21 protein-coding genes are annotated in these 20,241 nt (G+C 71.7%); 10 read left to right on the forward strand and 11 right to left on the reverse strand.

Going from position 1 to position 20,241, the window contains the following annotated elements; all coding sequences use genetic code 11:
- Together EV186_RS05040 and EV186_RS05045 are read right to left on the reverse strand one after the other, a co-directional pair.
- Entirely contained in the window at positions 1-1,185 is a 1,185-nt protein-coding gene (locus EV186_RS05040) for a fumarylacetoacetate hydrolase family protein (RefSeq protein WP_133847876.1), read from the reverse strand.
- The gene (locus tag EV186_RS05045) at positions 1,182-2,048 is read right to left on the reverse strand and encodes a hypothetical protein (protein WP_166659023.1); all 867 of its coding nucleotides are present in this window, start codon (positions 2,046-2,048) and stop codon (positions 1,182-1,184) included. Before EV186_RS05045 ends, EV186_RS05040 begins: the two co-directional genes overlap by 4 nt.
- A 191-nt stretch (positions 2,049-2,239) precedes the next feature.
- On the opposite strand from EV186_RS05045, the gene EV186_RS05050 reads away from it, so the two are divergent.
- Positions 2,240-3,415, forward strand: coding sequence for a homogentisate 1,2-dioxygenase (locus EV186_RS05050; protein ID WP_133847877.1), 1,176 nt, complete (start codon positions 2,240-2,242; stop codon positions 3,413-3,415).
- A 54-nt stretch (positions 3,416-3,469) separates the two neighbouring features.
- Here the strand turns inward: EV186_RS05050 and EV186_RS05055 are convergent, their stop codons facing one another.
- Both EV186_RS05055 and EV186_RS05060 read right to left on the reverse strand, forming a co-directional pair.
- On the reverse strand, positions 3,470-4,012 hold the full coding sequence (locus EV186_RS05055; protein WP_133847878.1) for a hypothetical protein: 543 nt from the start codon (positions 4,010-4,012) through the stop codon (positions 3,470-3,472).
- Between the two features lie 70 nt (positions 4,013-4,082).
- Entirely contained in the window at positions 4,083-5,195 is a 1,113-nt protein-coding gene (locus tag EV186_RS05060; protein ID WP_133847879.1) for a hypothetical protein, read from the reverse strand.
- 159 nt (positions 5,196-5,354) lie between these two features.
- On the opposite strand from EV186_RS05060, the gene EV186_RS05065 reads away from it, so the two are divergent.
- The 6 genes from EV186_RS05065 (at position 5,355) to EV186_RS05090 (ending at position 11,968) form a co-directional block, all read left to right on the forward strand.
- Positions 5,355-6,101, forward strand: coding sequence for a DUF2470 domain-containing protein (locus EV186_RS05065; RefSeq protein ID WP_133847880.1), 747 nt, complete (start codon positions 5,355-5,357; stop codon positions 6,099-6,101).
- 69 nt (positions 6,102-6,170) lie between these two features.
- Positions 6,171-6,578 carry a YciI family protein gene (locus EV186_RS05070; protein ID WP_243753817.1) on the forward strand — a complete coding sequence of 136 codons (408 nt, stop codon included), beginning with the start codon at positions 6,171-6,173 and terminating at the stop codon, positions 6,576-6,578.
- On the forward strand, positions 6,575-7,741 hold the full coding sequence (locus EV186_RS05075; RefSeq protein WP_133847881.1) for an RNA polymerase sigma factor: 1,167 nt from the start codon (positions 6,575-6,577) through the stop codon (positions 7,739-7,741). The genes EV186_RS05070 and EV186_RS05075 overlap by 4 nt, the downstream gene beginning before the upstream one ends.
- Before the next feature lie 198 nt (positions 7,742-7,939).
- Positions 7,940-8,755, forward strand: coding sequence for a CPBP family intramembrane glutamic endopeptidase (locus tag EV186_RS05080; RefSeq protein ID WP_133847882.1), 816 nt, complete (start codon positions 7,940-7,942; stop codon positions 8,753-8,755).
- Positions 8,756-8,811: 56 nt separating this feature from the next.
- Complete coding sequence (locus EV186_RS05085; RefSeq protein WP_133847883.1) at positions 8,812-10,620, forward strand: CocE/NonD family hydrolase; 1,809 nt, start codon at positions 8,812-8,814, stop codon at positions 10,618-10,620.
- Between the two features lie 136 nt (positions 10,621-10,756).
- Positions 10,757-11,968 (forward strand): arginine deiminase, encoded by a 1,212-nt coding sequence (locus EV186_RS05090; RefSeq protein ID WP_133847884.1) that lies wholly within the window; start codon positions 10,757-10,759, stop codon positions 11,966-11,968.
- A 71-nt stretch (positions 11,969-12,039) separates the two neighbouring features.
- On the opposite strand, the gene EV186_RS05095 is transcribed toward EV186_RS05090, so the two are convergent.
- Entirely contained in the window at positions 12,040-12,906 is an 867-nt protein-coding gene (locus EV186_RS05095) for a DUF2382 domain-containing protein (RefSeq protein ID WP_133847885.1), read from the reverse strand.
- A gap of 284 nt (positions 12,907-13,190) precedes the next feature.
- On the opposite strand from EV186_RS05095, the gene EV186_RS05100 reads away from it, so the two are divergent.
- Positions 13,191-13,739: a ferritin gene (locus EV186_RS05100; RefSeq protein WP_133847886.1), complete on the forward strand. Its 549-nt coding sequence runs from the start codon at positions 13,191-13,193 to the stop codon at positions 13,737-13,739.
- 3 nt (positions 13,740-13,742) lie between these two features.
- Here the strand turns inward: EV186_RS05100 and EV186_RS05105 are convergent, their stop codons facing one another.
- From EV186_RS05105 to EV186_RS05120, 4 genes are all read right to left on the reverse strand, one after another.
- Positions 13,743-14,564 (reverse strand): hypothetical protein, encoded by an 822-nt coding sequence (locus EV186_RS05105; protein ID WP_133847887.1) that lies wholly within the window; start codon positions 14,562-14,564, stop codon positions 13,743-13,745.
- Positions 14,561-15,145, reverse strand: coding sequence for a SigE family RNA polymerase sigma factor (locus EV186_RS05110; RefSeq protein WP_133847888.1), 585 nt, complete (start codon positions 15,143-15,145; stop codon positions 14,561-14,563). Before EV186_RS05110 ends, EV186_RS05105 begins: the two co-directional genes overlap by 4 nt.
- Before the next feature lie 118 nt (positions 15,146-15,263).
- The gene (locus EV186_RS05115) at positions 15,264-16,214 is read right to left on the reverse strand and encodes a DUF5926 family protein (protein ID WP_133847889.1); all 951 of its coding nucleotides are present in this window, start codon (positions 16,212-16,214) and stop codon (positions 15,264-15,266) included.
- Positions 16,215-16,260: 46 nt separating this feature from the next.
- Entirely contained in the window at positions 16,261-17,058 is a 798-nt protein-coding gene (locus EV186_RS05120; RefSeq protein ID WP_243753818.1) for a glycerophosphodiester phosphodiesterase, read from the reverse strand.
- Between the two features lie 31 nt (positions 17,059-17,089).
- Here EV186_RS05120 and EV186_RS05125 point away from each other — a divergent pair, with 31 nt between their 5' ends.
- Both EV186_RS05125 and EV186_RS05130 read left to right on the forward strand, forming a co-directional pair.
- A complete protein-coding gene (locus EV186_RS05125; protein ID WP_133848777.1) occupies positions 17,090-18,271 on the forward strand; it encodes a cytochrome P450 in 1,182 nt (393 codons plus the stop codon).
- Positions 18,268-18,705 carry a GNAT family N-acetyltransferase gene (locus tag EV186_RS05130; protein ID WP_133847891.1) on the forward strand — a complete coding sequence of 146 codons (438 nt, stop codon included), beginning with the start codon at positions 18,268-18,270 and terminating at the stop codon, positions 18,703-18,705. The genes EV186_RS05125 and EV186_RS05130 overlap by 4 nt, the downstream gene beginning before the upstream one ends.
- 199 nt (positions 18,706-18,904) lie before the next feature.
- Here EV186_RS05130 and EV186_RS05135 read toward each other — a convergent pair whose 3' ends face one another.
- The gene (locus tag EV186_RS05135) at positions 18,905-19,777 is read right to left on the reverse strand and encodes a DUF4328 domain-containing protein (protein ID WP_243753819.1); all 873 of its coding nucleotides are present in this window, start codon (positions 19,775-19,777) and stop codon (positions 18,905-18,907) included.
- Positions 19,778-19,860: 83 nt separating this feature from the next.
- Positions 19,861-20,205, reverse strand: coding sequence for a rhodanese-like domain-containing protein (locus tag EV186_RS05140; protein ID WP_133847892.1), 345 nt, complete (start codon positions 20,203-20,205; stop codon positions 19,861-19,863).
- Positions 20,206-20,241 lie beyond the last annotated feature (36 nt).

Here is a 20,241-nt window from a genome sequence, read left to right on the forward strand (position 1 = left end):
TCAGTCCTCCGCCGGGAGGATCGTTCCGGTGACCTCGGCGATGCCGACCACGGCACCGTCCGCACCCGGCGCGGTCGCGGTGATCGTCACCGTGTCGCCGTCCTCGAGGAACGTGCGCTCGACGCCGCCGGCCAGCTTGATCTTGTCCTTGCCCGCGCGGGAGAGCTCCATGAAGCTGCCCCACTCTTCGCGGTCCGGACCCGACACGGTGCCCGAGGCGAACAAGTCACCCGGCCGCACGGTCGCGCCGTTGACCGTCATGTGCGCCAGCTGCTGGGTGCACGAGTACGACATGTCGGCGAAGCTCGGCGTGGACACGACGCTGCCGTTCCACGCGACCTCCAGCCGCAGGTCCAGACCCCACGGCTGGTCGTCGACCAGGTAGTCCAGCAGCTTGTGGCCCATCGGCGGCACCGGCACGCGGGCCACGGCGAGCGCGTCCAGCGGGGTGATCCACGCCGAGATCGACGTGGCGAACGACTTGCCCAGGAACGGGCCGAGCGGCTGGTTCTCCCAGCCCTGCACGTCCCGCGCGGTCCAGTCGTTGACCAGGCCGACGCCGAAGATGTGATCGGGCGCGGACGACGTGGAGACCCGGCCGGTCACCGGGCCACCGCACACGAAACCGACCTCGGCCTCGATGTCCAGGCGCTGGGTCGGGCCGAACTCCGGGCCGTCCTCGCCGCGGCGCTGGCCGTGCGGGCGCCGGACGTCGGTGCCCGACACCACGACCGTGCCCGCGCGGCCGTGGTAGCCGACCGGCAGGTGGGTCCAGTTCGGCAGCAGCGGCTCGCCGTCGGGCCGGAACAACCGGCCCATGTTCACCGCGTGGTGGCGCGACGAATAGAAGTCCACGTAGTCGCCGACCGTGAAGGCCAGCCGGTTGCGCACCTCGGCCAGCGGCAGCAGCTTGGCGCCGGTGGGCGCCGTGCCCTGGCCGACCAGTTCGGTCAGCTTGGCCCGCAGCGTGGTCCACGCCGGGCGCCCGGCGGCCAGCAGCGGGTCGAGGGTCGGCGCGGCGACCTCCTCGCCGAGGCGGTCGGCGAGCGGGGCCAGCGGCAACGCGTGGTCGCCGACCCGGACGGCGACGCCCGTGCCGTCCTCGGTCTCGATCACGCCGTAGGGCAGCGTCTGCGGCCCGAACGGCTGGCGGGTGTCGAAAGCCGGGTCGTCGATCCAGGTCACAGCAGCCCCAGCCCGGTCAGGTCGTTCAACGGGTCGGTCAGCGAGCACGAGCCGTAGGAGGCGAACACCGCGCGCACCGCGTGGGCGTTCTGGTCGGACAGGTTCGCGGCCTCGGCGGCGAGCTTCTCGCCGTCGGTCTCCGCGAGCGCCTCCTTGACGTCACCGCCGCCCAGCGAACGGGCGGTGGCCACGAGCAGGTTGAGGAAGCCGTGGTGGGTGAAGCCGGTCTGCTCGTCGGTGTGCCGCACGGCGTTGTGCAGGCCCGCGGTCGCCTTGAACGACGCGCCACCGCTGTTGACCACGGCCAGGAAGTCGGCGATCTCGTCGATCGACGGGAACGCCTGGCTCGACAGGCCACCGCAGCGCAGCTTCGGCCAGCTGCCGTGCCCGATCACCCGGCGGATGCCCTCGAGCCACTCGGCGCCCCCGCGACGTGGCTCGATCACCCGGATCACGTCCTCGGGCACGAACTCCGAGACCCGCTCGAGCCACACGTCGTCCACATCGGACGGTGCGGGCATCTCGACCATGCGCAGCGCGAGGATCTCGGTGCGCGACTCGACGATGGACAGGGCCTTCGGCACGCCGCCGAGCCCGGTGTCGATCACCAGCGACAGACCCACCGGCTTGACCGGCTTGGCCTTGATCAGCTCGGTGATCAACTCGGGCAGCCGGGACGCGTGGCACAGGAACAGCCCCATGACGCCGGCGTGCTCACCGGCCCGTCCGTCGAGGTGCGCGCGCACCGCGTCCGGCATGGTCGCGTTCCCCGGCGGGAACAGCGCGGCGTCGTCGACGAGCCGGGCAAGCAGGGGCGGTATGCCGCGCGGGCCGGATGGGCGGAGTTCTGCTGCGCTTGACACGGTTGACACGCTAGCGTATCGCCTACTGAACAAAGACGTTCGACTATCGGACGTAGCCGCCGGCCTCTCGTCGGACGAGCGTGCCAGATCCCCCAAGCAGTGTTACAGCCCCCAGCTTGACAGTGGTGTCACCCTGGATGGGAACGAATCCGAACACATGTGTCCGATAATCGGACAGACGGAGGGGAACGGTGCCGTACTACCGGAAGGTCGGGGAAATCCCGCCGAAGCGCCACACGCAGTTCCGGTCGCCCCAGGGTGGCCTGTACGCCGAGGAGCTGATGGGCGTCGAAGGCTTCTCCTCGGACTCCGCGCTGCTGTACCACCGCTTCCTGCCGACCGCGATGGTCAACGCCGAGGTGCTCGACGACACCCGCGGCGCGTTCGCCGACAACCACCCGCTCAAGCCGCGGCACTTCAAGACCCAGGACCTCAAGTTCGGCGGGACGACCGACGCGGTCACCGGCCGGCGCACCCTCTTCGGCAACAACGACGTGGTCATCTCGTTCACCGTCGCCGACGAGCCGAGCCCGCTCTACCGCAACGCCACCGGCGACGAACTGCTCTACGTGCAGGGCGGCGCGGGCACGATCGAGACGGTCTACGGCGCGCTCACCGTCGGCGACGGCGACTACGTGGTGATCCCGACGTCCACCACCTATCGAGTGGTGCCCGACGGCGAACTGCGCCTCTTCGTCGCCGAGGCGACCGGGCACGTCGGGCCGCCCAAGCGCTACCTCTCGGCGAAGGGCCAGTTCCTGGAGCACGCGCCGTACTGCGAACGCGACCTGCGCGGCCCCGACGAGCCGCTGCTGGTCGAGGGCGAGGACGTCGACGTCGTCGTGCGCAACCGCAACGGGCTGACCAAGGTCACCTACGCCAACCACCCGTTCGACGTGGTCGGCTGGGACGGCTGCCTGTACCCGTGGGCGTTCAACATCCGCGACTTCGAGCCGATCACCGGCCGGGTGCACCAGCCGCCGCCGGTGCACCAGACGTTCGAGGGGCCGAACTTCGTGGTGTGCTCGTTCGTGCCGCGCAAGGTCGACTACCACCCGCTGTCGATCCCCGTGCCGTACAACCACGCGAACGTCGACTCCGACGAGCTGATGTTCTACGTGGGCGGGAACTACGAGGCACGCAAGGGTTCCGGCATCGGGATCGGGTCGCTCTCGCTGCACCCGTCCGGCGTGGTGCACGGACCGCAGCCCGGTGCGGCCGAGGGCTCGATCGGCGCGGACTTCTTCGACGAGACCGCCGTCATGATCGACACGTTCCGACCGTTGCAGCTCGGCGAGGGCGCCATCGACTGCGAAGATCCGCGCTACGCGTGGACATGGGCCAAGCGGGGCCCGGACTGGGACTGATCCGGTGTGCGGGTTGGCTTTGCTCCCGCTGGGGGCTTTCCGAGTCGGAAGCGGTCAGCTCGCGGAGGTGGTGAGGCGGGCCAGCAGGACCGTGGCCCGCTGGTCCACGAACACGGCCGTGCGCCCGTCCAGCGCCGGGCGCAGCATCAGCACCCGGCCGCGGTTGTCGATGGCGCGTTCGGTCGCCGGGCTCATGTCGCGGACCCACAGGCAGGCGGCGCCGTCTTCGGACAGCACCATCAGCCTGCGACCACGCACCCCGCGCCGGCCGATCCAGTGGGCCTCCGCGTACTGCCACCTCTCGCCGCCGGCCAGCCTGCGCACCGCGCGTACCAGGTGGACGCGACGAGCGGCTTCGAGCAGCATCACCAGGGCGACCGTGAAGGTCGCATCCATGAGCACCTGGCCCCAGCGGACCGGGTGGGCGCCGGCCAGCAACAACCCGGTCCAGCCGGCGACGAACAGCACGGCCAGCCCGACGAGTACCGCGGCGACCTGGCGCACGTTGTGCAGAGCCGCGTCGACCAGCGCACCACGGGCAATGCCGTACGCATGCGTCGGCTTGTCCCGGTAACGCGGGATCACCGGCTCGGTCACGACCAGAACTCCCCAGGATCGGCGGCTTACACCCGTTCTTTCGTGTCGAGGCCGCCGAGCGCTACAGAACTCAGGCAGTGAACGTCGCCACTGCCAGCAAGGGGTAACCCGGCAGTCCGGCGACCGTCCGGCGACCGGCCGCCGGCTCGCCGACGACCCAGAGCAGGCCGGTCGCGGCGACGTTCGCGGTCAGCACGAACCCCGCCTTCGGCACCGACACCGCCACCGTGCCGCCGCCGGGCAGGGTCGCGTTGCCGCGCAGCTGCGGGTTGCGTGGATCCGGCTCGCCATCGAGGTCGACCGGCACCGCCCGCCACGGCCCGGCCGCGAGCATCCGGTCGATGCGGCTGGTGCGCAGGAGCCGGGCGATCCGCCAGCCGGCGAACGCGACGAGCACGGCCAGGATGGCCAGCGCCCACCCCAGCATCTCGCCGTAGCGCGGTACCGCGTGGTTGCTGCGCAGTACCGCGACCAGCACGAAAACCGCCAGGACGAGCAGCAGCACCGGCGCGACGAGGTCGGTGCGCGACCGGCGCCGCGGCCCGGCGAGCAGGTTGGCCACCACGACGTCGTCGCGGGCCTTGGGGGCACGACGAGGCGCCCGCTGCGCGGCCTCGACGATCACGTCCGTCGGCTGCTGCGCCCCCACCTGCGCCATGGCGATCGGCACGGCGAGCCCGCTCGACCGGATGGCCGCGTTGCCCTCGGCGTCCGGGCCGACCAACCACGCGCGACCGGTGCGGGCGAGCACCTGCTGCCCGCTCCAGCCCAGGCCGACGACGCTCAGCCACACCGGCTCGCCGCTCGCGTCGAGCACGCGCAACCGGCAGCCCGGCGTCCGGCCGCGGGCCGGGCGGAACACGCTGACGTCGGCGGGGCGCCACGGCTGGGTGTCGAGCAGCGTGCGGACCGGTCCCCGCCAGTGCAGCCAGCGCAGGGTGACCGGCGCGCCCGCGCTCAGGCCGAGCACCCCGGCGAACGCGATGACCAGCACGAACACCTCGGCGACGCCCGCGAGGCCGACGGCGATCGCGACCACGATGGCGATCATGCTCAGGATGGCGGGGGCCAGCACCGACGCGCGCAGGGCGCGTAGGGCCCACTCGGTGGCCGGGTCGGCCGCCGCCGGGGCGTCCCCGGCGGGTTCGACCGCGGGGACCTCGTGCTCGGCATGCTGGTTCACGCGATACCTCGCATGCTCGGGGTGTTCGATGACTCGCTCATGAGCCCTTCCTCGCCGGGCCGCAAGCGTAACCATTTCGGGCGAGTTGTCCGGCAGGACTTTCGCTGCGAGCCGAGGCAAGTTAGGTTTGCCTAAGTTGACGCTTCCGGAGGTGACCCGATGGGCCGACCGCCCGCGCCGCACCCGGCCGAGCGCGCTCGCACGATCGCCGCACTCGGCGGCCGCGCGAACCTCGTGCCCGCCGCGGACAGGGTCACCCCGATCGTGCACCAGCTCCACGGCGACGGCTCGGCCGCCGTCGTGCTGCCCGACGACCACCCGTTGGTCGCGCAGGCTCGCAGCGGCGAGGTGAGCGCGGTCCTGGAACTCGCCGACCTGGCGCCGGTCCCGTTGCGCGAACCGGTGCGCGGGCTGTTGTGGGTGACCGGGTGGCTGCGCGCGTTGTCCGGCGCCGAGGCACGAGCCGAGGCGGTGCGGATCAGCGAATCCCGCCCCGACCCGCGGCTGCTGGACGTCGGCCACGACACGACCGTGCTCGTGCTGCGCCCGGCGTCGATGGTGCTCGCGGACGGGGCGGGCACGACTTCGGTGTCCCTCGAGCAGTTCGCCGCAGCGGACCCCGATCCGTTCTGCCACTACGAAGCGGAGTGGCTGCGGCACTTGGAACTGCGCCACGCCGACGTGGTCGGGTCGCTGTCCCGGCACGTGCCGGACGACCTGCGTGGCGGGCACATCCGCCCCCTTGGTCTGGACCGGTTGGGCCTGCGGCTGCGGGTGGAGGCGGTGAACGCCGACCACGACGTGCGGATGGCCTTCTCGCGCCCGATCGCGACACCGCAGGAGTTGTCCGGGGAGCTGCGCCGCCTGGTCGGATGCCCGTTCCTCGCCGCTCGCCGCGTCGGCTGAGGACTTGTCGAGAATCCGGCGCCTGCTCCGTCCCTGGGTCACAATCGGCCAAGACGGAGGAGAACCGAAGTGAAGTACCTGCTGCTCAAGCACTACCGCGGTGGCCCGGCCCCGGTCGTCGACTTCCTGCCGATGGACCAGTGGACCCCCGAAGAGGTCGACGCCCACGTCAAGTACATGCAGGATTTCGGCGACCGGCTGCAGGAAAGCGGCGAGTTCGTCGACATGCAGGCGCTGCTGCCGGACGGCGCGTTCGTCCGCTCCGATGACGCGGGGCGCCCGCCGGTGACCGACGGTCCGTTCGCCGAGACCAAGGACCTCATCGCCGGCTACTACGTCATCGACGTGGAGTCCTGGGACCGCGCGGTCGAGGTCGCCGCGGACCTGTCGGCCGCGCCCGGGCCCGGCGGCAAGCCGCTGCACGAGTGGCTCGAGGTGCGGCCGTTGTTCAGCGCGGCACCCGCGGACGCCGGGTGAACGAAGGGCTGCTGCGGGAGCTCGTGCCCGCGGTGATCGGGGTGCTCGTCCGGCGCGGCGCGGACTTCGCGTCGGCCGAGGACGCCGTGCAGGAAGCGTTGATCAAGGCGCTCGAGACGTGGTCGGCCGACCCGCCGCGCGACGCGAAGGCGTGGCTGATCTCCGCGGCGTGGCGCAAGTTCCTCGACGCCACCCGGTCGGAGACGGCGCGGCGCGGGCGGGAAGTGGTCGTGGACGCCCAACCGGACCTCGGTCCGGTGTCCGGTGTGGACGACACGCTGCGGCTGTACTTCCTGTGCGCGCACCCGAGCCTGCCGCCGCCGGCGGCGCTCGCGTTGACCTTGCGCGCGGTCGGCGGCCTGACCACCAAGCAGATCGCGACCGCGCACCTGGTGCCCGAGGCGACGATGGCGCAACGGATCAGCCGGGCCAAGCGGAAGATCGCCGGTGTGCCGCTCGACGAGCCGGGCGACCTGGCGACGGTGCTGCGGGTGCTCTACCTCGTGTTCAACGAGGGCTACAGCGGCGACGTCGACCTGGCGGCCGAGGCCATCCGGCTCGCGCGCCAGCTCGTGGCGTTGTCCGACGAGCCCGAGGCGGCGGGCTTGCTCGCGTTGATGTTGCTGCACCACGCGCGGCGGGCGTCGCGCACCGGCGACGGCGGGCGGCTGGTGCCACTGGCCGCCCAGGACCGCTCGCGGTGGGACACGGCGTTGATCGCCGAAGGCGTCGCGATCCTGCAGGGCGCGCTGGCCCGCGACCGGCTCGGCGAGTACCAGGCGCAGGCCGCGATCGCCGCCCTGCACGCGGACGCGCCGACGGCCGACGAGACGGACTGGGTGCAGATCGTCGAGTGGTACGACGAGCTGCTGCGGATCACGGGCAGCCCGATCGTGCGGCTCAACCGCGCCGTCGCGATCGGCGAGGCCGACGGCCCGCAGGCCGGTCTCGCGGCCCTCGCCGACGTCGACTCGTGCCTGCCCCGGTACAACGCCGTGCGCGCGTACCTGCTCGAACGCACCGGGGATCTGGAGCGGGCGGCCGAGCTGTACGCCAAGGCGGGACGGGCGGCGAGCAGCGTGCCGGAGCGCGACCATCTGACCCGCGAGGCGGCGCGCGTGCAACAAACCCTGCGCTCCGAACGTGGGACTCACCCGGCCTGAGTGTGGGACACACCCTGCCTGAACGTGGGACACACCGGGTCGGAACGGGGGACACACCCCACGCCAACGTGGGACACACCCAGTCGGAACGTGGGACACACCCGACGCGAACGGGGGACACACCCGGGCGGAAGAGGGGACGCGCGCGGTCAGGACGCGGGACACGCGCGGTGCGGCGGGGCGGATAGCCTGCGCGCCATGGCGGTGCGGGCGGTGATCGGGTCGTGGCTGGCCCCGGCGCGCCCGGCGTTGCCCGAGCCGGTCGACGCGCCTGAGCGGCGGATGCTGCGCATCGAGCTGGTCATCCTGCTGACCGTCACCTTCGGCATCCAGGGGATCCGGTCGCTGCTCGAGTTGATCGACGACCTGCTGAGCCCGGTCGCGCTCGGCGACCAGTCCGTGGCCATCAACCAGCCGCAGGCCTCGGTCAACGTGATCGACCTGTTGAGCCAGCTCACCAGCGTGGCCGTGCTGGTCGCCTGGGGCGCGCTCGCGCTGTTCCTGTTGGCGCGCACGGGAATCCGGCCGGCGATGGTCGGGATGGACCGCGGGCGGCTCGGGCGCGACACGGCGTGGGGCGCCGGGCTCGCCGCGGTGATCGGCATCCCGGGCCTGCTGCTCTACCTGGCTGCCGTCACGCTCGACCTCAGCAAGAAGGTCGCGCCGAGCACGCTCGTCGACTCGTGGTGGACCGGCGCCGTGCTGATCCTGCTGGCCATCGCCAACGCGATCGCCGAGGAGTCGGTCGTGGTCGCCTACGTGATCACGCGGCTGCGCCAGTTCGGCATGCACGAGAACGCGTCGCTGGTGAGCGCGGCCGTCCTGCGCGGGTCCTACCACCTCTACCAGGGCTGGAGCGCCTTCGTCGGCAACGCGTTGATGGGCCTGCTGCTCGGCCGGATCTGGCAGCGCACCAACCGTTTGTGGGCCCTCGTGGTCACGCACGCGCTGCTCGACGTGGTCGCGTTCGTCGGCTACCAGGTGTTGCACGGCCACGTGTCGTGGCTGCCGTGACCGCATCACCGGAAAGCAGGCGTACCGGCGAGTAGGTCACCGTCGTTGGGTATGACATGCGTCTCACCAGACTCGCCGCGATCACCGCGATCACCACCCTTGCGTCGGCGGGCCTGGCCGCCACGCCCGCCGGGGCCGACCCCGGCTACACCGTCACCACGTTGCACTTCGCGGTCACCGCCGGACCGTCGAACCAGCACTGCGACGTCATCGGCGACTTCTACACCCCGGCCGGCGCGAGCAGCACCCACCGGGTGCCCGCCGTCCTGACCACCAACGGTTTCGGCGGCTCCAAGGACGGCCAGGCCGGGATCGGCAAGTGGCTGGCGGGCACGCAGGACTACGCCGTGCTGTCCTACTCGGGCCTCGGCTTCGGCGGCTCCGGCTGCAAGATCACCCTCGACGACCCCGACTGGGACGGCAAGGCCGCGAGCCAGCTGGTGAGCTTCCTCGGCGGGCAGGACGGCATCGCGTTCACCGACGCCGCGCACACCCAGCCCGTGGCCGCACCCGACTACGTGGTGCGGGACGCGGTCGACCACGACGGCGTGGCCCGCGAGCACGACCCGCGCGTCGGCATGGTCGGCGGCTCCTACGGCGGGGAGATCCAGTTCGCCGCCGCGTCGGTGGACAAGCGGATCGACGCGTTGATCCCGCTCATCACGTGGAACGACCTGTCGTACTCGCTGACCCCGAACAACACCGCGCAGACCACGGGCGTCACGTCGTCGGTGCCCGGCTCGGCGAAGGTCTTCTGGGCCTCGCTGTTCTTCTTCGAGGGTGCCGTGCTGGAGAACCTGGAGCGCCCGCCGAACGACCCGAGCCGGCTGATCGGCTGCCCGAACTTCCCGGACGTCGTGTGCCCGGGCCTCGCGGTCACCGCGCTGCAGGGCTTCCCCACCGACGACGTCACCGCGCTCACCCGGCACGCGTCCGTGGCGAGCTACCTGCCGCAGATCAAGGTCCCGGTGCTGCTCGGCCAGGGCCAGCACGACACGTTGTTCAACCTCAACGAGGCCGCGGCCACCTACCAGGCCCTCAAGGCGCAGGGCACGCCCGTGAAGATGATCTGGCAGGCGTGGGGGCACTCCGGCAACGGCGGCGTGACCGGCGAGGTCGACCTGGGCAACCCGGACCCGGCGGCGCAGTACGAGGTCGGGCGCTTCCTGAACTGGTTCGACCACTACCTCAAGGACGAGCCGACCGACCTCGGTCCGGACTTCGCCTACTTCCGGCCGTGGGTGCCCTACACCGGCAACGCCGCGCCCGCGTACGCGTCGGCGGACGCCTTCCCGGTCGGGACGCCAAGCAAGCTGTACTTGTCCGGCAACGGCTCCCTCGTCGCCGACGCGTCGCAGGCGACGTCCGGGTCGCACTCCATGACCACCACGCTGGCCGGGCTGCCGACCAGCTTCGGCACGGTGGACGGCATCAGCACGGCGGGCCTCTTCCCGGACGCCAACCTGCCGGGCACCTACCTGCAGTGGACCTCGCCGGCGCTGACCGACGACCTCGACGTGGCGGGCAGCCCGCAGCTCAACGTCAAGATCACCTCGCCGACCGCGTGGCTGACCCAGGGCCTCGGCCCGATCGGCGATCCCGTGGTCTACGCGAAGGTCTACGACGTCGGGCCGGACGGCACGCAGACCCTGATCAACGACCTGGTCGCCCCGTCCCGGGTGGCCGACCTCGGCAAGCCGGTGAAGATCACCCTGCCCGCGTTCGTGCACCGCTTCGCGCCGGGCCACCAGGTGCGGCTGATCCTGGCCGGTGGTGACCTCAACTACCGCGGCGCGATGGTCCCGATCCCGCTCACCGTGGCGGGCGGGAGCGGGCAAACACTGACACTGCCGCTGGTGGACTGACTGACGCAACGATCCGCTCATCGATCGAGCAGATTGGTTAACGAATAGACCGTATAAAGCGCAAACACCATCAACTTGTGCGGAAAACCGGGCTCCTCAGGCAGCAAATCGCCGGTCCGGCGGTTACCCTTGCCTGGTGACCACCGCATCCGCACCCCATGTCGACAGCGAGGTCGGCCCCCTGCGCACGGTCCTGCTGCACCGGCCGGGCACCGAACTGAAGCGGCTCACCCCGCGCAACAACGACCAGTTGCTCTTCGACTCGATCCCGTGGGTCGACCGCGCACAGGACGAGCACGACGCGTTCGCCGACGTGCTGCGCGGCCGGGGCGTCGAGGTGTTGCTGCTCGCCGAGGAATTGGTGGCGGCGCTGGCCGACGCCCGCGCGCACTCGGCGGCCGTGCACACCGCGGTCGACCGGCGCCGGCTCGGCAACGAACTGGCCGACTCGCTGCGCTCGCACCTCGCGGGGGTGGACGCCAAGGAGCTCGCCGACGTCCTCATGGGCGGCATGACCTTCGAGGAGCTGCCGGCCGCCGAGGGTGCGTCACTGGTGCGGAAGATGCACCACCCCCACGACTTCGTGGTCGACCCGCTGCCGAACCTGCTCTTCACCCGCGACTCGTCGGTGTGGATGGGCGACCGGGTGGCGATCGCGTCGCTGGCCATGCCGGCGCGCGCCCGCGAGACCGCGCTGCTCGACCTGATCTACGCCTACCACCCGCGTTTCCGCACGGCCGGGCGCGCGTACGGCGCGCACTCCGCGCCGGTCGAGGGTGGCGACGTGCTGCTGCTCGCCCCCGGCGTGATCGCGATCGGCGTCGGTGAGCGGACCACCCCCGCGGGCGCGGAATCCCTTGCCCGCTCGGCATTCGCCGACGGCATCGCGCACACCGTGCTGGCGGTGCCGATCGCGCAGGACCGCGCGACCATGCACCTGGACACCGTGTGCACGATGGTCGACCGCGACGCCGTGGTCATGTACCCGGCGGTGCGGGACACGTTGACCGCGTACTCGTTGCGCCCCAACGGCAACGGCGACGGCGTGCGGGTCGACGGACCGGAGCCGTTCCTCGAGGCGGCGGCCGCGGCCATGGGCATCGACCGACTGCGAGTGATCGACACCGGCCTCGACCCCGTGACCGCCGAACGCGAGCAGTGGGACGACGGCAACAACACCCTCGCCGTGGCGCCGGGCGTCGTCGTGGCCTACGAGCGCAACGTGGAGACCAACTCCCGGCTGGAGGACGCGGGCATCGAGGTGCTGCGCATCGGAGGCTCGGAACTGGGCACGGGCCGCGGCGGCCCGCGCTGCATGTCCTGCCCGATCGAGCGCGACGCCCTGTAAGACCTCGGCGGGCGGTCCGGCTCGCGCCAGCCGGACCGCCCGTCGCGGATCAGCCCAGGATCAGGCTGAGATCAGCGCCGGTGTTCGCCACCGCGCTTGTCGCGAGTGGACTCACGGTCGTCGACCTCGATGCGTTCCTTGCGCACCTGACCCTTGACCGTCTGCTCCTCGGTGACGGTTTCCTTGCCCAGGCGCACCTTCTCCACCGCGACGGTCTCGGTGTCGACCACCGGCCGCTGCTCGTGCAGCACGATCTCCTGATCCTGCTCGTCGGAGATCTCGGCGCCGCGCGCGGCCGGGTCGCCGTCGCGGATCGGCTCCCGCTCGACGCGCAGTTCCTCGTGCACGACCGGGACGGTGACCTGCTGCTCCTCGGTCACGACGTGCTTGTGCAGCCGGACCCGGCCGGTCTCGTGGTCCTGCATGCCGACCTTGAGCTGCTCCTCCGAGCGGATCATGGTCTGCCCGTCGCCGTCGGCCGTGTTTGCCTTGCCGGCCATGCCATCGCGGCCATTCATGGCGTTCGGCTGGCGGCGCCGGTCGCCGGAGCGCTCCGGGCCGGCCTGGCCCGGCACGCCCTGGCTCTGCTGCCGGCCCTGCTGCCGGCCACGCATGTCGCCGGTGCTGGTCATGCCGTAGTAGCGGTACAACTCGCCGCCTTCGGCCTCCGACAGCCGGCCGTCGTCGTTCATCTGCGGTGCGGACTTCACCATGTCCTTGGTGGTGGCCACGTGCAGCCCGTCACCGGTCAGCTGGGCGCCGGCCAGCGGCACGAAGCTCTCCTTGTGTCCGAAGAGGCCGGTGCGCACCGTGATCCACTGCGGCTGGTGCGTGTTGTCGTCGGCCACGTAGACGTTGCCGACCTTGCCGATCTTGTCACCGTTGGTGTCGAGCACCTCGGTGCCGATCAAGTCCTGCGGGTTGTGGGTCATCGTCATGATGGCCTCCCTCGATCGCTGGGGTGTGCCTCCAGCGTCGGCACCACCCCTGACCAGCGGCAACAGCGATGTCACCCGATCGTGGCCGGACCGTCGGAACCGACCGCGGGCTTCGCTGCGCTGTGCGACCAGCGCTCTCACAAGATCGAGTGAATTAGGCCCGGCAGGTCTTGGGTAGGGCGGTCAACCCGGGGTGGCGATCCGGCCGCCGGCCGGAGGACAGGCAACCCGAACAGGCCTTTCTCGACGGATCGCGGTCGGGGCGCTGGAGTATGTTTCGGGGCATGACCAGCTCAGAATCCGGTTCCAAGTTCCACGAGATGCTGCGCGCGCAGGTGCGCAACGAATTCACGGCGGCCCAGCAGTACACCGCGCTCGGCGTGTGGTTCGACAACGAAGACCTGCCTCAGCTGGCCAAGCACTTCTACCGCCAGTCGCTCGAAGAGCGCAACCACGCGATGATGATCGTGCAGTACCTGCTGGACAACGACATCCACGTGCAGATCCCCGGCATCGACGACGTGCGCAACGAGTTCGCCGACGCCACGGAGCTGATCGAGCTGGCGCTGCAGCAGGAGCGCGACGTGACCGAGCAGATCATCACGCTGGCCAAGATCGCTCGCGACACCGACGACTACAAGGGCGAGCAGTTCATGCAGTGGTTCCTCAAGGAGCAGGTCGAGGAGGTGGCCCAGATGTCGACGCTGCTGAACGTGGTGCGCCGGGCCGCGGCCGGCGGCAACCTGTTCGACGTGGAGAACTACCTGGCCCGTGAGACGGTCGGCGCGACCAGCGACCCGCTCGCCCCGCGGGCGGCCGGCGGCACGCTCTGAGCCTCAGCTCAGGCAGCTGCCCCCCGTGAGCTCCAGGCGCATCAGGACGACCCGGCCGCCGTCGAACAGGAACTCGTACTGCGCCTGCGGGTTCCCCGGCACCGGCGCCGTCCACTCGGCATCGGAGCCGGATCCCTCGGGGTATGTCGTGTGGACCTTCTCGATGCCGACCCCGGCGTAGATCCCCTCCGGGGTCACGGCGTTGGTCAGGCTGGTCAGGCGCGTGATCCCGCCACCACCGGACAGGATCACCGAGTACTCGCCCGCCGGGCGCGGGAAGTCGGTGTAGTCGTAGCCGTGGCAGTCCGGCCCGCTGTCGGGCTGGAGGTTGGGCGTGATCGTCCCGGTCGACTCGGCCTCCTCCTGGGTCATGCCGAGGGTCAGGCCGTCGAAGCCCGCCGGCCCGAACGGCACCGGATTGCCCGGCGGCGGGGACCCGGTGCTCGTCGGCTCCGTCGTCGTGGTGCGGTGCTTGGTGTGCGGACGGGTCTGAGCGGTCCGGGTGAGCGTCCCGCTCGCCACCGTGGTGCCCCCGGCCGGTGGCACCACGACCTTGGACGGCGTCGGCCGGCTGCTGGTCGAGACGACGCTCAACGACGGGTTGGCCGGCGGCGAGCCGGTGGCACCACCGACGCCGGCGGCCGCGACGCCGACGCCGATCACCGCGGCCAGGGTGAGCGCGCCCGCACCACCGGCCGCCAGGCGGCGCCGCCTGCGGATCCGGCGGGCGCCACGTACCACCGTGTCGGCGGCGTCGTCGGCCACCGGGACGTCGAACGCCGCCTTGTCGGCGAACAGCTTCGACAGCTCGTCTTCGAGGTTCATGACCCCGCCTGCCCGAGCCGCAACCGGAGGCTGGCCATGGCCTTGCTGGCCTGGCTCTTCACCGTGCCCTGGCTGACGCCCAGCGTCGCGGCGATCTCGGCCTCGGACAGGCCGTCGTAGTACCGCAACACGATCACTGCCCGCTGCCGCGTGGGGAGCGCGCGAAGCGCCCGCCAGAGCGGCTCGTTCTCCACCGCGTACACCGGGGTGGCGGGGTCGCCGTCCGGCGGTTCGGCGACAAGGCTTTCCTTCCTGGTCCGGCGCCACCGGCTGACGTGCGCGTTGGCCATCGCCTTGCGGATATAGGCGATAGGGTCGTCGGCCTTGCGTGACAGCGTGTGCCACCGGACGCCGACCTTCTCCAGCACCGACTGGACGAGGTCGGCGGCGTCGTGCGGGTTGCCGGCGAGCGCGTGGCCGTAGCGCAGCAGCCCGGGGAGCGCGGCACGCACGAACTCGCCGAACTCGCCCGCCTCACCGAGGCAGTCCCCCACCGCACCCCGCGCCGGGTGGGTGCCCGCAACCCGCGGGGCATCCGCTCGCGGTGGTGGTACCGCAGCCAAGCCGGTCGTGTCGGTCATCCCCGTGACCACCGCGCCTCCCCCTTTGCAGGGGAAGACGTTTGCGCGTGGGTTCGGGTTGCCGCGAGTTCACCCGGTGCTCCGGGCGTGGTGCAACGCCGCCCTGGACGCGGACGGCTCAGCGCAGGGTGATCTGGCGGCCGATCAGACCGTCGCGGGCCCGGCGCTCCTCGCTGGTCAGCGGCTCGTCGTCGAGCGAGGCGACCGCTGCCTCGAGGCGTTCGCCCAGCTCTTCGGCGCCCTTGGTCCACTCACGCGCGTGCAGCTCGGGATCGAGGTCCCACACCGGGACCAGCACGCCATGCGCGCGGAACGAGCCCGCGTACCGGGAGCCCTCGCCGAGGCCGAGCTCGCCGCGTGCGGACAGGCGCGCGAGCGCGGCGAGGAGCTTCTCCTCCGGCTCGGGGCGCACCCAGCGCAGGTGTGCCTTGTCGCCCGCGTCCACCCAGTACGCGGCGGCGCCGATCCGGTCGGTCGGCATGATCGCCTCGTTGGCCCGCTCGAGGGACAGCGCCACCTCACCGGAGGCGTCGGCGTCCTCGGGCAGCCACCAGGCGAAGTCGGTGTGCAGGGTCGGCTCGAGGGCCACCTGCGGGTCGAGCAGGTCCTGCAGGCGGGTCGCCTTCGGGTCGGGGTCGGGGTCGGCGCCGACCACGGGCAGCACGTCGCCGGGCTCGGCGGTCTGCACCCACTCTATGGCCCGGGCCAGGTCGCGGCTGACGTCGCTGGAACGCGTCTGCACCTGCAGTCCTACGTAGGCGGTGCCGTCGGTGCGCACGAGGGCGGCCGCGGCCATCGGCAGGACGGTGCCCAGGGTGACCGGGCGGTCGGCCTTCACCAGCGGCAGCTCGACCGTGGCCGACGGCACGAACTCACGCAACGCGATCAGCTCGCACTCGGCGGCCAGGCCCTCGAACGGGCGGGCCACCGGCACGTCGAGGATCGCGTCGCCGGAACCGTGGCAGGCCTTGTAGCGCTTGCCGGAGCCGCACGGGCAAGGCTGGCGCGGGTTGATGCCCTCGGCGTCCTGGCTCGTCTTGCGTGCCTTGACCGCCGTCCGCTTGGCCATTGCGCCACCTTCCTCGTCGATCGCGTGACCTGGCGACGGTACCCAATCAGCCTGCTGCCAGGGTTTCTCGGGTGGCCGCTGGGCGGTTGGTGGCCACGTAGCGCACACCGAGCCTGCGGCAGAGCTCCACGTCCTCGGGCTTGTCCACGGTCCAGCAGTAGGTCGGGTGGCCGTGCGCCGCGGCCCGGGCGACGTAGCCGGGATCGTTGCGCAGCATGCGGATGCTCGGCCCGGTGTAGTCGGCACCGCTGCTCAGCGCGCCGTCGCGGGTGGTCGGGCTGAAGTCGTGCAACAGCTCCACGGTCGGCAGGCCCGGCGCGTGCTGGCGGACCCGGCGCACGGCCCGCACCGAGAACGACATCATCAGCACTTGGGAGTCTTCCTTGGACTTCGGCGTCGCGAGGCCGAAGCGGTGCAGCATCGCGACCAGCTTCGCCTCGACGAGCGCGCCGTAGCGGACCGGGTGCTTGGTCTCGATGAACAGCTTCTTGCCCGGCCGCTCGACCACGAGGCCGAGCAGCTCGTCGAGGGTCAGCACGCCGATCTCGTTGTGCGAGTTGCGGGTGGTGATCAGCTCGTCGGCGTTGTCGGGCAGACCGCCGTGCCAGCCGGCGTAGTCCAATTCGGACAGTTCGGCCAGGGTCAGGGTGCTGACCACGCCGCGCCCGTTGGACGTGCGGTCCACGGTGCGGTCGTGCACGCAGACGAGGTGCCCGTCGCGGGAGAGGCGGACATCGCACTCCAGGCCATCGGCGCCTTGGTCCAGTGCGAGTGCGTATGCGGCGAGCGTGTGCTCCGCGCGGTGGGCGGAAGCTCCCCGGTGCGCGACGACGGCGGGCTGCACGGCCGAAATAATCGCATACGGTGAGGTGGTGCTGTTCGACCCCGCCGATCCCGCGTTCATCGCCGATCCGTACCCCGCGTTCGACCGGATGCGCGAGCACCCGCTCGTCTGGCACGAAGGACTCGGCCTGACCGTGGCGGTGAGCCACGAGGCCTGTTCGGCCCTGCTGCGCAACCGCGCGCTCGGCCGCATCTGGACCGACGCGTCGCCGTTGGCGCGGTTCGAGGCGTTCAACCTGCTGCACCGCAACTCCCTGCTGGAAAGCGAGCCGCCGCGGCACACGCGGTTGCGCCGGCTGATCGCGGGCGCGTTCGGGCGCGGGCACACCGAGCGGCTGCGGCCGTGGGTGCAGGACCTCGCGTCGTCGATGGTGACCCGCCTGGCCGAGGAGATCGCGTCCGCGGGCTCGGCCGACCTGCTGCCGGTGCTGGCCCAGCCGCTGCCGGTCGAGGTGATCGGCGAGCTGCTGGGCGTGCCGGCAGCCGATCGCGCGTTGCTGGCCCCCTGGTCGAACGCGATCGTGAAGATGTACGAGTACGGGTTGCCGGACGACCAGGCCGCGGCCGCCGAGCGGGCCGCGGCGGAGTTCGTGGCGTACATGCGCTCGCTCGCCGCGTCCCGGCTCGGCGCGCCGGGCGAGGACTTGATCACCGACCTGGTCGCGGTGTCCGAGGACGGTGACCGGCTCACCGAGGACGAGCTGATCGCCACGGCGGTGTTGCTGCTGATGGCCGGGCACGAGGCGACGGTGAACGTGATCGGCAACGGCGTGCAGGCGTTGATGCGCAACCGTTCGCAGTGGGACCGGCTGCGGGCCGACCCGTCCCTGATCGACATCGCGGTCGAGGAGCTGATCCGGTTCGACGCGCCCCTGCAGCTGTTCGAGCGGACCGCGACCGAGGACGTGACGTTGTTCGGCGTGGACATCCCGGAAGGGTCGAAGGTGGCGGCATTGCTGGGTTCGGCGGCGCGGGACCCGCTGGTGTTCGACGCACCCGACGTGCTCGACGTCGGGCGAACGCCGAACCCGCACCTGGGCTTCGGCGCCGGGATCCACTACTGCGTCGGCGCTCCGCTGGCGCGGGGGGAGGTGGCGGCGGCCTTGCGCGCGTTGCTCGAACAGCTGCCCGACTTGGAGTTGGCGGCCGAGCCGCAACGACGCCCGGAGTTCGTGATCCGCGGCCTGCGGACCCTGCCGGTGACCACCCGATGATCGAGATCAGCCCGCTGCGGCCGGACGACCGGGCCCGCTGGGAAGTGCTGGCCCGCGGCTACAAAGCCTTCTACGAGACCGAACTCGCCGACGCGGAGTACGAGCGGACGTGGCAGCGGCTGCTGCAGGCAGAGGACGTGTTCGGCAGTGCCGCGCGGTTGGACGGGCAGGTGGTCGGCATCGCGCACTACCTGTTCCACGCCAACCCGTGGACGGCCGGCTCCTGCTACCTGCAGGACCTGTTCGTGGACGAGGCCGCCCGCGGCCAGGGCGCCGCGCGTGCGCTCATCGAGCACGTCGCGCAGGTGGCCCGGGAGCGCGGCGTCGAGCGGCTCTACTGGCACACCAAGCAGGACAACGCCCGCGCCCGGATCCTCTACGACAAGGTCGCGAGCTTCCGCGGCTTCATCAGCTACGTCCGCCCCCTGACCTGATCAGCTCCGCCCACCCGGGACTCCGACCAAGATCGACATCCGCGCGCGCGTGAGAGCAGCCCCCACCGCTCCCGGGGGCACCCCTGATGCCAGTCTATCGAGGTCAGGTGGGGTGTGGGGGGCGTGGAGCGGATCTGTGGACAACTACCCGCCTGTGGAAAACTCCCGCTTGCCGACCGGGCCGCGCACGAGCCTGCCGTCAGCGCTTGGCGCTCGCCGGACGGGGCGCGCGGGTGACCTCGGGGGCGCCGACGACCTTGACCACGCGCAGCCGGCGCACCTTGTCCGGGTCGATCGGGGCCAGCAGCACCGTCATCCGCCGGATCACCAGCGCGCTCAACGCCGCGACCACCGCGGCCGCCAGGTCGGTCAACGCGTGCAACACCACGCCGTCGGCCATCGCCTGGACACCGTCGCGCAGGCCCCACAGCACGGTCACGCCGAACAGCACGCCGCTGACCACCCACGCGGCCCACCAGCCCAGCACCAGCCGGCCGGGACGCGGGCGTTCCAGCAGGCCGCGGCCGAGCACCGCGTGCTCCAGTTCGGCCACCATCGAGCCGGCCACCAGCAGGTTCAAGCCTGGGATCACCAGCCACAGCAACACTTGCCAGTCCGGGCGCCCCGGCTTCTGACCCGCGTGCTCGGCCGCCGCGCCGCGCGCGACGTAGAGCCACCACAAGGTCAGCACCACGGCGACGACCGCGACGACCATGGCCATCAGGGATGCGCCGACCACCAGCGTGTCCGACAACCGCACCGTGCCGGCGTCGAGCGCGCCGTGACGGCTGCGCACCAGCAGCACGTAGCGCCACGCCTCGGCGAACCCGGCCAGGGCCGCCACGCCGGCGAGCAGCCAGAGCACGCCCTGCGCCGGGCGCGCGGTGATCCGCAGGCGCTCGACCAGTGACGGACCGGCGCCCGGCCCGCCGGGCACGGACGTCTGCCACCGCCAGATCAGCGCCGGGAAACCCCAGCGCGGTGGCGTCGCGTAGGACGGCGGGCCGTTGTAGCGGATCCGGCGCCGCACGACCGGGCGATGCCGCGGCACGCTGGGCGGCGGGGTCGCCACCCAGTCCACCCGCGGCGGCCGTTGGTACTGCTGCGGGTGGACTGGGGGCGGTGGATGCCCTGGCACCGGTCCCGGGTGCACGGCTAGATGACCTCGGGATCCCCGGCGTGGTCGCCGACGAGCGGACGCCCGGCCGCGTGCCACGACTGCATGCCGCCCGAGATGTTGACGGCGTTCCAGCCGTTGGCGTTCAGGTAGGCGGTCACGCGGGCGGACCGGCCGCCGCTGCGGCAGACCACGTACACGTCGTCATCGGCGGGCAGCTCGGCCAGCCGGCCGGCGATCTCGCCCATCGGGATGTGCACCGCGTTCGGCGCGTGCCCGGCGGCCCACTCGTCGGGCTCGCGCACGTCGAGCAGGGTGGCACCCTCGGGCAACTGCTCGGGCAGCTCGGCGATCTGGACTTCGGGCACGTTCAGCGGATTCACCCCACGATCGTGCCACGTGGACCTGTACGAAGGGGG

The organism is Labedaea rhizosphaerae, from assembly GCF_004362825.1.
In the GTDB taxonomy this organism is placed as follows: Bacteria; Actinomycetota; Actinomycetes; order Mycobacteriales; family Pseudonocardiaceae; genus Labedaea; species Labedaea rhizosphaerae.

Coding starts and splice junctions, on each gene's coding strand:
- EV186_RS05110 (WP_133847888.1), bottom strand. CDS start 15,145: ATGACCGACACGACCGGCTTGGCTGCGGTACCACCACCGCGAGCGGAT.
- EV186_RS05095 (WP_133847885.1), bottom strand. CDS start 12,906: ATGACGATGACCCACAACCCGCAGGACTTGATCGGCACCGAGGTGCTC.
- EV186_RS05100 (WP_133847886.1), top strand. CDS start 13,191: ATGACCAGCTCAGAATCCGGTTCCAAGTTCCACGAGATGCTGCGCGCG.
- EV186_RS05080 (WP_133847882.1), top strand. CDS start 7,940: ATGGCGGTGCGGGCGGTGATCGGGTCGTGGCTGGCCCCGGCGCGCCCG.
- EV186_RS05130 (WP_133847891.1), top strand. CDS start 18,268: ATGATCGAGATCAGCCCGCTGCGGCCGGACGACCGGGCCCGCTGGGAA.
- EV186_RS05065 (WP_133847880.1), top strand. CDS start 5,355: ATGGGCCGACCGCCCGCGCCGCACCCGGCCGAGCGCGCTCGCACGATC.
- EV186_RS05085 (WP_133847883.1), top strand. CDS start 8,812: ATGCGTCTCACCAGACTCGCCGCGATCACCGCGATCACCACCCTTGCG.
- EV186_RS05105 (WP_133847887.1), bottom strand. CDS start 14,564: ATGAACCTCGAAGACGAGCTGTCGAAGCTGTTCGCCGACAAGGCGGCG.
- EV186_RS05115 (WP_133847889.1), bottom strand. CDS start 16,214: ATGGCCAAGCGGACGGCGGTCAAGGCACGCAAGACGAGCCAGGACGCC.